This is a genomic window from Eubacterium sp. AM05-23, from assembly GCF_003477535.1.
Taxonomy (GTDB): domain Bacteria; phylum Bacillota; class Clostridia; order Eubacteriales; family Eubacteriaceae; genus Eubacterium; species Eubacterium maltosivorans.
The window spans coordinates 23170-35444 of the sequence record NZ_QUDF01000005.1 but is presented as its reverse complement, the minus strand read 5'-3'; the positions used below and the strand labels follow the sequence as shown (position 1 = coordinate 35444).

Sequence of the window (12275 nt, the reverse complement as noted above, 5' to 3'; positions counted from 1 at the left end):
GCGTTATGATGGAAGATTTCAAATCTGAATACTACACAGACCTAAAGGAAACCATGGAAAAATACGATATTCCGCCGGAAGCAGTCGAATTTGCGGCTGAACCAATGCAGTCACTCGAGGAAATGTTCTTCTCTTTTGCGAACTATTTGATTTCATAAACAAAAAGCCAGGATTCTCATCGAGAGATATCCTGGCTCTTATTGATTATCTAAATAAAATTGCTTCTTAATCATCACATTTTGCAAGTGCTTTTGCGGCTAAATCAGCAGCGATAAAACTATAGAACATCATAATAAAATCTCTCCTTTCTCAAAGCACCGTTATTTATTTGCTTTATTAACTGATTCTAGTTTACACACTAATCCGCTTTTGGTCAAGCAACATTTTCATTTATTTACAGTTTGTTACAAATTTTTACAAAGATGCATAAAAAGGCGACTGCTGTTTTCTTCTTGATAATGCGTTTACAGTCCCTGTAACACTGGCTTTGCAATATTTTTTTATTAATTCTCTAAATTTTAAACATATTTTTCAACGTAACATTATTTAAGAATCTATTAAGTTTCTTTTTTAGATATTTATTTCTGTCAAAAATCATGTCAAGGGTAAATTTATGCTTATAAGAAAAATATTTTTTAAATACGCTTATAAATTATTCTTTTTAAAAAATTATGTTTCTGCTGTTTCATAATTCTCTATTTTTCTCGGTCCATCATCGGTACAAATCTGTTTATCGTTTCCAGATAATGCGGCAGTTTTTTACTTTTTGCTCTTCCCTTAAGCTTAGCAATTGCCTGTGTAAACATATTCCAGATGGTTCCTTGCGATCTCGGCCAGCCGGTGAACTGTCTCGATCTCGGTCGGCCCTCTGTCAAGCATCTGATAACTTGGAAAAAAGCGTGATACATGCAGCGGGATCTCAGGATTGATGCCGGCCAGCCACTCTGCCAACGCGTCCATTTCCTCATCACTGTCATTTTCTCCGGGAATGATCAGGGTTGTTACCTCAACATGGCAGTGCTCTGCCGCCAGAAGGATATTTGTCTTAACTGTTTTAAAATCACCGCTCACTACCTCATAAAAGGATTCATTAAAAGCCTTTAAATCAATATTCATAGCGTCAATCAGCGGCAAAAGCGTTTCAAAATAGTTTGAAGCAATATTTCCATTGGTCACCACCACATTTTTCATGCCTCTTTCACGGATCAGCACTGCGCAGTCCCGCACAAACTCATAACCTACCAGCGGCTCATTGTAGGTATAGGCAATGCCGATGTTTCCTGCTTCTTTCAGGCTTTCCGCCTTATTCGCCAGCATTTCCGGCGTGACATGGATCGTCCGTGTATCCCGTCCGCTCATGGAAATCGAGCTGTTCTGGCAAAATGAACAGCGGAGGTTACAGCCATAGCTGCCCACTGAAAGAATTGAGGTTCCTTTAAAAAAACGGTTCAGGGGCTTCTTTTCAATGGGGTCCATGGCGGCTGAGGTAAGCCTGCCATAATTTTCACAGACAATGCGCTCGCCGTTATTGCCCCTGGCCTGGCAAAAGCCTGTCCGGCCTTCCTCAATAACGCAGTGGTGCGGGCATAAATCACAGGTCAGTTTCATGAATGACGCACCACCTCAAACCGCTGCAGCTCACAGGCTTCATCGGCTGCGATTCCGGCTTTTTGTTTCGCGATGGCGATCTGCTGCTCCACACTGTCAACGCCATCAAGGTTTGGCAAAAGCAATCCCCGCTTGTGGCCCTTTGTGACGATCACGCCATAACGGCGGCTATCCAGCGCATTGGCCGAGCCGATGGCCTCCGGCGTACTCAGCACATCCACGCTGTAGACAAGCGCTTCCAGCTCAGAGACCTTAACCTGTGGAAACCGCGGGTCTGACATCCCTGCACTGACAGCGTTCCTTAAAATTTCTTCTGCCACACTACCTGTTACCGGAGCGATTGTTCCGATACAGCCACGGAGCTTTCCATGTTTTTTCAGGGAAACAAAGACGCCCGCCTGCCGGCTTGTCAGCTCTCCTGGCAGTTCTTTTGGCAGTTTTGCCGGCACACCGGTCTTGACATAGGCCTCGAGTGCATAGCGCGCCAGACGGACATACTCATCCTCCTGGCTTTTCAACGCCTTTAACCGATCCTCCTCCAGCTTTATATACTGTTTTTCAAAATAGCGCTCTGTGGTCTTGCCCAACGGGCGAAAGGCCGCCACCGCATAGCCCACCCCAAAAGGGCCCTCATAGGACAAAAGCTCTGGTTCTACCGCCGTACCATCCAGAGTGCCAGCCATTATGGCAAAAGAGCCAAGCCCGCATTCAGCCGCCTTTTCACAAAAGCCGGGCTCGTAGGTCAAAAATCTCAGAAAATCTGCACGTTTCATGGCTGCTGTCACATCGGCATCGAACACCGGCCCTTCGGACGCAAAGCCGTAAGGCCCGTCCTCCTTTAATTTATGGGACAAATCGCCGCTGGCAACAATCACAATCCGGCGGTCCAGCTTGTCAGCCGCCTTTGCGATGCTTTCACCCAGACGGTAATGATCGATCATGGGCAGGCCGGACAGGCCGATGCGCACCACCTCGGAGGAAAGCTTAAAGGGCGCCAGAAACCAAAGCGGAATCAGCGTGCCGTGGTCCAGCGCTGGATCCTTTTCGCCGAGTGTCCCGGCGGGGATACCGTCCTCCTCGGCCTGAATACCAACGGCCTTGGCAAGCACTTCGTCATAGGAAGCTTTTACCAAAACACCGCTGACGCCAAAAGCACGCAGATCGCCCTCTGCCCCACTTCCCGGTGAAATATGGAAATAATCGGCATACATAACCGAATGCGGAGAGGTAATCACAATGGTATCCGGCTTTAGCTCTGCAATACGTTTGGCCACAGCCCTGTACGCCCGGGCTGTTTTTTCAATTTTTTTCTCCTCACCGCGCCCCACTTCCGGCAAAATAATAGGGGGATGCGGCACAATAAAAGTACCAACCACAGACATCTTAAACACCTCTTTTTTCTTTTTAATATATCACAGCAATAAAAAAATCTCCTTAAGTTTTAACAATTTCTTTAAACTTTAATTACCAAACAGCAATAAAGGGCACAGCTTTTTTGTGAGCTGTACCCTTCGAGGTGAACATTTATAATCTTTTAAAAGCTTCTAGACCATCGCAATAGGCCTTACATACATTCCTGTCGCGCATTTAACCTTTGCGGGCAGGCAGATAAAGCAAAATTCATAGCATTTATCCTTTGCCAGCTGATCCAGCTGCAAATATTCGATAATATGAACAGCCTGCTGAATCAGCAGATAATGGTGCACTGGCTGTGGGTGCTCTGGCACAGAGGATGAGCCGTCTGCGTTAAAGCCGTCAATACACGCCATATCATCGCCGACCAAAAAAGCGCCGTTGCCTTCTACCAGATATCTGGCAGCAGAAATACCCAGACCGGCATCACAGCAGGCTTCAGGTCCTGGCCAATTTTCACCGGTTCTCAGCATTACGGCGTCGCCTTTTTTCAGCTCAACACCTTCCCATTTCGCGCAGCCGTCGCAGTCCTCAGCAGTAATAATATAGTTGGGATCAAGACGGTCGACCCCTTTATAGCCGGCAATGTCCAAAAGCACGCCGCGCATAACCATTGGCGGAATTTTTGCAATATCGCATTTAACCGGGCCGTAGTTGGTGCTGTAACGGTCGGCGGAGTAGCCATTATACCAGTGGTTGTCATCGCCGGTTGTCCAGTGGCACAATGCATCGATGTGAGTTCCTGCATGGAGCGGCGCAATGAGCATTTCCGTATTGAGCCCCATTTTATAAGCGTCCTTGCTGCTGTCCAGCATTCCTCCGTCCTCCGACCAGTTGAACTCTGGGCTCAGCCCGCTGCCCTTCATATTTTTACGGCCAGACGGTGAGGCATAAGCCAAAATATCAAAGCCGCAGTGCCCTGCCCAGACAGGCATACCCTTAAAACGCTCTGTTTCCAAATCATATATTTTTCCCTTTTTAATATACTGAACCGCCTTCAGAATAAGCTCCGGTGTCAGATCGTTCATGACGCCGACTTCATCTTCTTCGCCCCATTCACCCCAACGGTTATTTTCCATCCAGCTGTTATCATAGTAATCTTTCATTTTACTTCTCTCCTCTATCTCTGTTTAAAATAAATTTTTCATATACCCCTGTTTATCCCAGTTAAGCTGCACTTTTTCCATGATCTCTACCTTGCCCTCAAGCTCTGGCAAGAGTGCTTCTGAAACGATAAGCTCCTGCAGCTCCAATGTATTTTTAGCCATGACCATTCTGGCATTTTCGGCTGTGACATACCGGTTGCAGCAGTTCAATGCGGTTTCAATCGCCTCTCTGTCGCTCTCTGCGACAACAGGCATAAACCCACGCTCTAAAAATCCTGAAGTCATTGTGTTGACATAGGTAGGCTCAAAATTAATTTTTTCATACATTCTGCGGGTAATCAAATCCGCGATTCCTACACCGATGGCATTACGGTGGCTTTCTTCGGTCAGATCAAGACAGACAATACGGTAAATATCTGGAAGCTGATCCGGCATATTCCGAATAAGGTAGCGGCCGACAATGTTGGGATCAATCCCTGTCCCACTGATATTTTTACCCATTTCCTGCAAAACCAGCACGTCCAGCTTGTCGCATGGAAGGGCCGGCAGAAGCGCTTTGGCTTCCTTTAAAAGCTCACGCTCACGTGCTTCAATACGCTCCGCAGGCAGTACCTCAATTTTGGCTGTCCGGTCCTGCTGGTTTTCTAAAATGGCGACCCCCATCAATATGGGCATCTTATCCAAAATGACCCTGGCAGATTCTGGCATGAGCACACTCAGGCCATAGATCCCCCGGCGGTGGATCGTGGAAGCGCCGCGCTGTTTTCCAAGCCCGATGGCCATCTGTTTCATAATGCCGCTCTCAATTTCGCCATGAAAATCTGTGTGGGGCTTAATCCGGTTGACCATGATGATGCCATCCATCGAGCAGGCATTCTTATCAAAATGAACCGGTACGCCCTCTTTTGTATAACCGATCGTATTCGTTTCCATTGAGGACAGAAAGGGCACTCCCATGCTCTCCGGAGTAATACCATAGCCTTCTAGAACTTCCAGCTGGCCTTCTGCCGTCGCGCCGCCATGACTTCCCATTGCCGGAATGATAAAAGGCTCCGCCTTGCTTTCCTTTACAAAATCTACTACTGCTTTTATAATCCGGCTGTAATGATAAATTCCACGGCTCCCTGCCGCGATGCCGATCCGGCTGCCTGGCCTGATACGCTCCTTATAGAGGCTCATCTCACGGATAACTGTCTCCTCAGGATTCTCTAAAAAATCAGTCTTCCACTTTTGCCGAACGCGGTACAATACTGGTATTAATGACGGTCCAAATTCAATCAACGCATCCCCTCCTTTGCCTATACGTTGTTTTCAGGAGAAGATGTTTCATTTCAGAACACATTTGGTTCTCTGCTCTCCTTACTTTAGGTCACACGTATTCTATCACCATGATTTAGGGACTTCAAGAAAGTAAAAGGCCAAAAGTGTTTTATTATAAATCATTTTTCAGTTTTCGCCAGAGTGTGCTTCTGCTGATTCCCAGCATTTTCGCTACCTTTGACTGGTTATGATTTTCCCTTTGCAGCAGAACCGTAATGATGTCCCGTTCAATACTTTCCAAAGGCTGATCAAGATTTAATCCTGTATCTGTCTCTTTCTTTTCCTCAGGATAGCGGTTTTGATTTTTCAAAAGATAGCCCAGTCTGTCTTTTGAAATATAAAGGGTGTTGGACTCTAAAACCAGCTCCTTGACAAGATTTCGCAGTTCCTTGATATTAAAATGCCACGGAAGCGTCTCTAAAAGGCTGTAGGCTTCCTCCTGAAACCCGACAATCTCTTTGCCGTATTCGCTGTTAAACTGTGTAATAAAAAGACTGCTGAGATTTCGGATATCTTCCTTTCGGTTTCGCAATGGCGGCAAAAATATCTGAATACCGCTGAAGAAAGTGTACATTTCGGAATGGAGAATGCCCTTCCGGATCATCTCCTCAAGAGATATTTCTGAGGACGCCAGAAGTTTCAGCCTCTTAATCGAAGAAGCCTGGTGCAAAAAAGACAGCAGAAGAAGCTGTACTGACAGATTCATGTGGTCGATGTCATTAAAAAAAATAATTTTGGATTTCTTATTATCAATGAGTGAAAACAGTGTGTCAAACACCTCATCACTCTCACTGCAGTTCAGAGCCATACAGTTTACCTGGATAAATTCTTTATTTTTTTGCTGTTTTTCCCGATGAATGGACAACGCGAAATCCTCACGCCCGGTGCCCTGCTCGCCATAAATTAAAATTGGCTTATAGTTTTCGCAATTTGCCTGCGCTGTCTGTATGGCCCTTTTCATCAAAGCATTGCTGCTCTCAAACCGCGACAGGATCATTGTATTTTTGCCAAAATCATTATCTAGCTTGATGATATTCTTTTCCTTAAGCCGCTGGCTCAGGTAACGTTTTCCATATAAGAAATAGCGTTTTACCTTCCCTTCTATCAAAGATCCCTCGACATGCCACAGCTCATCATTCATTGTCAGATTAAAAACGACATGTCCTTTCAGGTCAATCTGATCTTTATAGCGCTGAATGTCAGAATGGGCTTTGATTCCGTCAAACATCTCCGCATTGTCATTGGTAAAAAAGATATTCCCCTCCTCATCAAACACGTCGATACGGACTGCCTCATTGGCGATGAGCTTTTTATAAAAATTGCGCTCTTCCCTGAGATAGGAAAGCTGGCCGTACATTTTCTTTGCCTGCTCCAGCGCTTTAGAAACACTTTCTCTGCCGGAGGTGATCATGGCATGGTTCAGGCCGATACTGTCCGCTGCCTTTGCGGTGATCACATCGCCAGCGACAAAATTATATCCCTGGCTCTGCAGGTTTGAAAGCATGGGAAAAAGCTCGTTTTCGCTGTTGATCTCAAAACAGTCAATCTCATACTGAAGCAAATCACACAGCACATAAATACTTTTGATGATGGCAGAAAAGCCCACCACCGCCGTTTTACCCGTATAGGTCTGAAGCAGGCGGATCAGGCGCACCATATCGTAACCGGAAATATCAATATAAATAACCGGGATATGAGTCGCCTCCTCGATCAGCCCGGCGGTGCGGCCCCGGGAAAGCACAAAATCATAAGTGTCATCCTGATGATGCTCTTTAAAAATTTTCAGGCCCTCATACATGTCGCCGACAAAAAGATCGGCCGAAATGTCCGGCTCCTGCTCGAGGACTTCTGCCACTGTTTTCATCAGGCCTTTGTAAGGCATAATTCCAAGTATTTTCATAAAACTGCTCCTGTATGGGCTAACATTCTCTCAACCACATCCTCTCTCCCCAGTCCGCCGGCCTTTGATATGACGCGGTAATCGCCAGTCTCTGACAATACCACCCCCGGCTCAATCTCATCAACTGGCCTCAGATCATTCAGCTTCAGATGATTAAGCACTGCCAAAAGCGTATCCCCGCCAAAAACAGCGAGATCCTTATAGCCAAACGCTTCGGCCACGTGCTTTGTAATATAGCCCAGCCGGTCCGCAACGTGCGCTCTTTCCCCGCTGCGCTCAGGTCTGAAGGGACTCCCGCTTTCAATATCCGAGCTCGCCAGGATCATTGTATGCCCAGCCTGGCCTTCCATATCTTTCAACAGCCGATTCAGCCCCTGACTCCCATTCCCACTCAGTTCAAGATAATCTGAGAGCTTAAAAAGAGGAATTCCCAGTGCTCGCGCTTTTTTAAGCTGGCATGTCGAAACCGGACAGACACTGCCGCACATTAACAATAAAGGCCGCTCTATCTTCAAAGCTTTCTGTGCCTGTGTCCTCATTTCCAAAAGTGACGGCAGAAATGACGCGAATCCCGCGCAGCCTGAAAAAATACTGAGGTGCCTGAACGCTTTTAAACAGCCGGCAATCTTTTTCATCTCGCTCTGGTTTTCTGCGTCAAAAACATAGATCCCCTTCGCTTCTGGATCAAGGCGCTCAAGCCCAGTGACTGGAATCTCATAAACCGGCACCGCGCACTGGCTGTGAACGATCTCTAAAATTCTGCTGGAAATAACCGGATTAAAAGGATCCTGCGCAAAGGTTGTTTCTGAGAGCGGCGTTTTATCAATATACTGCAGGCCTGCGCGCGTGTACCTTTTATTTTCGGGATAAGCCGGCACCAGCATCACCTGCTCTGCTTCCATCCCCTTCATACAGCCATACAGCTCCGCCCCGATGTTTCCTCTGAGAGTCGAGTCTATTTTTTTATAAAGAAAAGGAATGCCTGCTTTTTTGACATTGCTCGAGATTTCATAAAGTCTCTGCGCGGCCTTTTTCTCTGTCAGATGTCTGGATTCTGTATTGATGACCAGCACCTCACAGTCGCCGCCTGCTGCCATGCGGCCATTGGTCTGCTGTGTCACAACCGTACGGATTCCCAGCTTGCCGAACTGTATGCCTGTGTCAAGCGCTCCGGTAAAATCATCCGCCAGCACCACAAGCCTGATCATTGCCGTTTCTCCCTGCCACGCGCCATAATCGCTGCCATGTGCAGCGCGTCAAGCATTGATTCCTCATTTGCTTTTCCGGTCCCCGCCACCTCAAAGGCTGTTCCGTGGTCTACAGAGGTTCTTATGATCGGCAGGCCCACCGTACAGTTTACGCCGCTCATACTCGTGAATGCACCAGTCTCAGGATCCATTCTAAAACCACAGAGCTTAAGCGGAATATGTCCCTGGTCATGGTACATGGCAACGACCATATCAAAAGCCCCGCCGAGGGCTTTTACAAAAACAGTGTCCGGTGAAACCGGCCCGATGGCCTTTATGCCGGCTTTTTCAGCCGCCTCTATGGCCGGGATAATCTCGAGCGCTTCCTCATCGCCAAAAAGACCGCCCTCCGAGCAGTGTGGGTTAAAGCCTGCTACACCTATTCTTGGAGAATCAATCCCCATGAGCCGCAGTGTCTCATCTGCCAGACAGATTGTGTCATAAATCCGGTCTTTTTTGATCATATCGCATACCCTTCGGATCGACGCATGGGTCGTCACATGAATCACGCGCAGCTTATCACTTGTCAAGACCATACGGTATGCTTTTGTGCCCGTATAATGGGCGAAGATTTCAGTGTGTCCTGAAAAATGATGCCCGGCAAGATTCAGCGCCTCCTTGTTGATCGGCCCGGTTACAACACCGTCAAGAACACCGTCCATTGCCAATATAATACCCTTTTTTATAAATTGGAATCCCGCATCGCCGCAGCGGGCGTCGACCTTTCCGAACTGCCAGTCAGCAGCTTTAAAAAGTTCCATGTCAATATATGGAAGCGCGTCCTTCCCAAGGTGGTCAAGGGTTTCTCTCAGGCTCTTCTCTTTGACAGGAACCAGCTCTTTTTCAATTTTTATGATTTTTAGAGCATTTTCCAGTACCTTCTTATCTCCCACGGCCACTGGGCTGCACACTTTCCAAATCTCCTGGCAGGCCATTGCTTTCAGTGTGATCTCCGGCCCGATACCCGCTGGATCACCAATTGTTATCCCTAAAATAGGCTTCATCTTTCTTCCCCCTTATAAAATCTGTTTAAATATCAAACAATCTCCGCCATATTCTTTCTGGTTTTTATACTATCGGATTCCATATCCTTTTTCAATCTGGCAGATGTTTCATAATAAAACAATCCAGAGAATGAAGCTGTTTAAGACAATAAAAAAACACAAATGCTCTCACACTCAAGCATTTGTGTTTCTGTATTACCTCTGAAATTTTAAAATACTAAAGACCGGTCCTTAAACCAAAAGGATTTTTTATCCCAGGTATATTCCAGCTCTGTGCCCATTTTCTCAAAAAAAGCGTCAATCACTTCGTACAGGGCTTTGTTCGCCTTGGGATCACCAGCATTGTTCAGGCTTTCAATCCACATGCTCTGGGAGCCGCAGGCATCGCTCAGATGAATTTTATAATCCAAGTGTTTTTCCTGTAAAAGCTGATTCAGCGCGCCAATTTCTCTAAAAGTAACAATCATATGATAACCTTCTTTCCTGATTTTTATATCTTGACCTTTTATGATAAATTTTTACTCATACCTTATGCGTCAGCACCTGCCAGTTGAATGCTAAAGCAGCCGCCAATTTCAAATTTCAGGGTTTCCACGACTTTTCTGGACTTTCGCAGATTATCCTGAATCCGCTTTTTATCCAGCACTAAGAAGCGGTAATACTCTGTCAGAAAAATATCGATCGCGTCGCCATAGGCGATATCGATCTTTTTCCCAAGAATATCTCTGAAAAACTGAATCTCCATGCCAGACGTCAGAGAAGCGATGGCGTCAAAGTAAGTCTTATCCTTAATCATCGCGCTAGTCTCAAACTTCAGTCCATTCTCGAAGCGTTTCTGTATAAAATAATCTTTTAGCTCAATGGTCATCTGTGCAAAGCTTTCAAGAATCGAAATATCCTTATAAAACCTTCTTATCTGCTCATTGGCGTTTATACACTCAAAATAAGCGCGGTACTCAATCATGTCCACCAGCAGATAATCATTTTTTGCCGTGTATTCCTTTAGAGGCTCCTCCAGCACTAAAGCAATATCATTGACAAAATCCTTAAAAATACTGATCGCCACAGATTCCTTGCTCTCAAAATAATAAGTGAACAAACCTAATTTTGATTCGGCGTCAGTAATAATATCCTTAATGGTTGTCGCACCATAGCCTTTTAAGTAAAAAAGCTTTTTCGCGCTGTTATACAGCGAAGCCTTTGTCTCTGTTCCATTTTTATAGTTTGCCATAATTCACCTCATGTTCATTATAGCATGATTTTTAGTAAAAAAAAGAAGAATTTAAAAAAGACTTGACAAATTTGTACACATACTATATATTGCAATCATACAATATTGTATTCATACAATTCATGGAGGGAAATTTTGAGATGGAAGAAAGAATTGCGTGTATAAAAAACACAATGGCAGGAGAACCTGCCGATCATGTGCCAGTGATACTGGATTTTGAAATCAGCTATGCCTGTGAGCTTGCAGGCATTGATTTTCTGGAAGCGACGTGGAATTATGAGAAAATCATCGAAGCTTATGAAAAAATTTTAAGCACTTTTGAAATGGATGCCAATCTGGGGATGGGATGGTTGCCACCTCAGCGCAGCGAAATTTTGGGCAGCAAAACGTGGATTCAAAACAGAAGGACCGGGACCATGCAGCACCCTGAGGTCATGAGCTTGAGTGAGGATGATTATCAAGCGCTGATCGAAGACCCGCTGCGCTGCATCGTTGACAAGGTGCTTCCCGGCATGTACAGCGCGCTTGGAAAAGACAGCGTCAAGGATATTACAGCCATTTCCAAGGCTCTGCTGTTTGAAAAAAGTCAGGTTGCCGATTTTTATAATAAGCTATATGATCTTACTTACGCTAAGGGCGTTCCGATTTACTATGGCACCATGTTTTATGCCCCCTTTGACCTGCTGGGCGACCATCTGCGCGGGATCACTCAGATTTCCATGGATCTCCGACGGAAAAAGCGAGAATTGGAGGCCGCCTGCGAAGCGCTTACGCCGGTGATGATCGACTATGTGGAAAATACTCTGCCAGCTGATGCCGATGGGATTTCCTGTGCCTGCTCCTGGGTTCACTTGCCGCCAATGATCAGCCCCAAACATTTCGAGAAATTTTTCTGGCCTACTTTTAAAAAGGTTTGTGACGCGCTGGCCGCAAAGGGGCACACCATCTATTTACAGTTCCAGGGCGATTACACAGACGGCCGCTATTTTGACTATTATTCCGAACTGCCTGAGGGAAAGGTTATTTTAGCTGTGGAGCATCAGAATTTTAAAAAGGCACTGGATATTCTCGGCTCTAAAAACATGGTCTGCTGCTCCTATCCTCTGGATTATCTGACGAATTATTCCACAGAGGAATGCCTGGATAAAGCCCGTGAGCTCATGGATATTGGCATGGAAAGCAAACGGTTTTACTTTGGTTTTAATAAGCCAGCCTTCAGCTTTAAGGACGCGCCGCCTGAAAAAATGAAAGCAGTGATTGATTTTGTCAATGAATACGGAAAATATTAAGGAGATAAATCTTATGCTTAAAGAAATAGAAAAAATTGAAGATCTGGCCAGCGAGTACGATGAAAAATATCGGGCGCTGATCCGCGATTGTATGACCGAAACGGAAAAAGAATTCGAAACCTTTATTCTAAGCTTAATCATGTAGGGGGAGTATAAA

Annotated in this window: 12 protein-coding genes; 3 read left to right on the top strand and 9 right to left on the bottom strand. The window is 45.7% G+C overall.

Features of this window, described 5'->3' with window-relative positions:
* Positions 1-5: 5 nt before the first annotated feature.
* Positions 6-158, top strand: coding sequence for a hypothetical protein (locus tag DW091_RS20110; protein WP_158501347.1), 153 nt, complete (start codon positions 6-8; stop codon positions 156-158).
* A 625-nt stretch (positions 159-783) separates the two neighbouring features.
* Here the strand turns inward: DW091_RS20110 and amrS are convergent.
* The 9 genes from amrS to DW091_RS07695 form a co-directional block, all read right to left on the bottom strand.
* Positions 784-1608, bottom strand: coding sequence for an AmmeMemoRadiSam system radical SAM enzyme (gene amrS, locus DW091_RS07735; RefSeq protein WP_118517874.1), 825 nt, complete (start codon positions 1606-1608; stop codon positions 784-786).
* Positions 1605-2990 carry an AmmeMemoRadiSam system protein A gene (amrA, locus tag DW091_RS07730; protein ID WP_118517873.1) on the bottom strand — a complete coding sequence of 462 codons (1386 nt, stop codon included), beginning with the start codon at positions 2988-2990 and terminating at the stop codon, positions 1605-1607. The genes amrS and amrA overlap by 4 nt, the downstream gene beginning before the upstream one ends.
* 162 nt (positions 2991-3152) lie before the next feature.
* Positions 3153-4127, bottom strand: coding sequence for a cyclase family protein (locus DW091_RS07725; protein WP_058694721.1), 975 nt, complete (start codon positions 4125-4127; stop codon positions 3153-3155).
* Positions 4128-4151: 24 nt separating this feature from the next.
* Positions 4152-5408, bottom strand: a complete 1257-nt coding sequence (locus DW091_RS07720) for a lactate racemase domain-containing protein (protein WP_096919942.1) — start codon at positions 5406-5408, stop codon at positions 4152-4154.
* A 151-nt stretch (positions 5409-5559) separates the two neighbouring features.
* Positions 5560-7347: a sigma-54-dependent transcriptional regulator gene (locus DW091_RS07715; protein ID WP_118517871.1), complete on the bottom strand. Its 1788-nt coding sequence runs from the start codon at positions 7345-7347 to the stop codon at positions 5560-5562.
* Positions 7344-8555, bottom strand: coding sequence for a four-carbon acid sugar kinase family protein (locus DW091_RS07710; RefSeq protein ID WP_118517870.1), 1212 nt, complete (start codon positions 8553-8555; stop codon positions 7344-7346). Before DW091_RS07710 ends, DW091_RS07715 begins: the two co-directional genes overlap by 4 nt.
* Positions 8552-9598, bottom strand: a complete 1047-nt coding sequence (gene pdxA, locus DW091_RS07705) for a 4-hydroxythreonine-4-phosphate dehydrogenase PdxA (RefSeq protein WP_118517869.1) — start codon at positions 9596-9598, stop codon at positions 8552-8554. The genes DW091_RS07710 and pdxA overlap by 4 nt, the downstream gene beginning before the upstream one ends.
* Positions 9599-9807: 209 nt before the next feature.
* A complete protein-coding gene (locus DW091_RS07700; protein WP_058694725.1) occupies positions 9808-10065 on the bottom strand; it encodes a hypothetical protein in 258 nt (85 codons plus the stop codon).
* A 62-nt stretch (positions 10066-10127) separates the two neighbouring features.
* Entirely contained in the window at positions 10128-10829 is a 702-nt protein-coding gene (locus DW091_RS07695) for a TetR/AcrR family transcriptional regulator (protein ID WP_058694726.1), read from the bottom strand.
* A 173-nt stretch (positions 10830-11002) separates the two neighbouring features.
* On the opposite strand from DW091_RS07695, the gene DW091_RS07690 reads away from it, so the two are divergent.
* Both DW091_RS07690 and DW091_RS20685 read left to right on the top strand, forming a co-directional pair.
* Positions 11003-12118: a uroporphyrinogen decarboxylase family protein gene (locus DW091_RS07690; RefSeq protein WP_224168764.1), complete on the top strand. Its 1116-nt coding sequence runs from the start codon at positions 11003-11005 to the stop codon at positions 12116-12118.
* Between the two features lie 13 nt (positions 12119-12131).
* A complete protein-coding gene (locus DW091_RS20685; protein WP_263422107.1) occupies positions 12132-12263 on the top strand; it encodes a hypothetical protein in 132 nt (43 codons plus the stop codon).
* The last annotated feature ends 12 nt before the right edge of the window (positions 12264-12275 follow it).

Bases quoted from the DNA above. Each gene is read 5' to 3' on its own strand.
- DW091_RS07710 (WP_118517870.1), bottom strand. From the start codon at position 8,555: ATGATCAGGCTTGTGGTGCTGGCGGATGATTTTACCGGAGCGCTTGAC.
- DW091_RS07725 (WP_058694721.1), bottom strand. From the start codon at position 4,127: ATGAAAGATTACTATGATAACAGCTGGATGGAAAATAACCGTTGGGGT.
- DW091_RS07700 (WP_058694725.1), bottom strand. From the start codon at position 10,065: ATGATTGTTACTTTTAGAGAAATTGGCGCGCTGAATCAGCTTTTACAG.
- amrS (WP_118517874.1), bottom strand. From the start codon at position 1,608: ATGAAACTGACCTGTGATTTATGCCCGCACCACTGCGTTATTGAGGAA.
- amrA (WP_118517873.1), bottom strand. From the start codon at position 2,990: ATGTCTGTGGTTGGTACTTTTATTGTGCCGCATCCCCCTATTATTTTG.
- DW091_RS07690 (WP_224168764.1), top strand. From the start codon at position 11,003: ATGGCAGGAGAACCTGCCGATCATGTGCCAGTGATACTGGATTTTGAA.
- DW091_RS07715 (WP_118517871.1), bottom strand. From the start codon at position 7,347: ATGAAAATACTTGGAATTATGCCTTACAAAGGCCTGATGAAAACAGTG.
- DW091_RS20685 (WP_263422107.1), top strand. From the start codon at position 12,132: ATGCTTAAAGAAATAGAAAAAATTGAAGATCTGGCCAGCGAGTACGAT.
- DW091_RS07695 (WP_058694726.1), bottom strand. From the start codon at position 10,829: ATGGCAAACTATAAAAATGGAACAGAGACAAAGGCTTCGCTGTATAAC.
- pdxA (WP_118517869.1), bottom strand. From the start codon at position 9,598: ATGAAGCCTATTTTAGGGATAACAATTGGTGATCCAGCGGGTATCGGG.
- DW091_RS20110 (WP_158501347.1), top strand. From the start codon at position 6: ATGATGGAAGATTTCAAATCTGAATACTACACAGACCTAAAGGAAACC.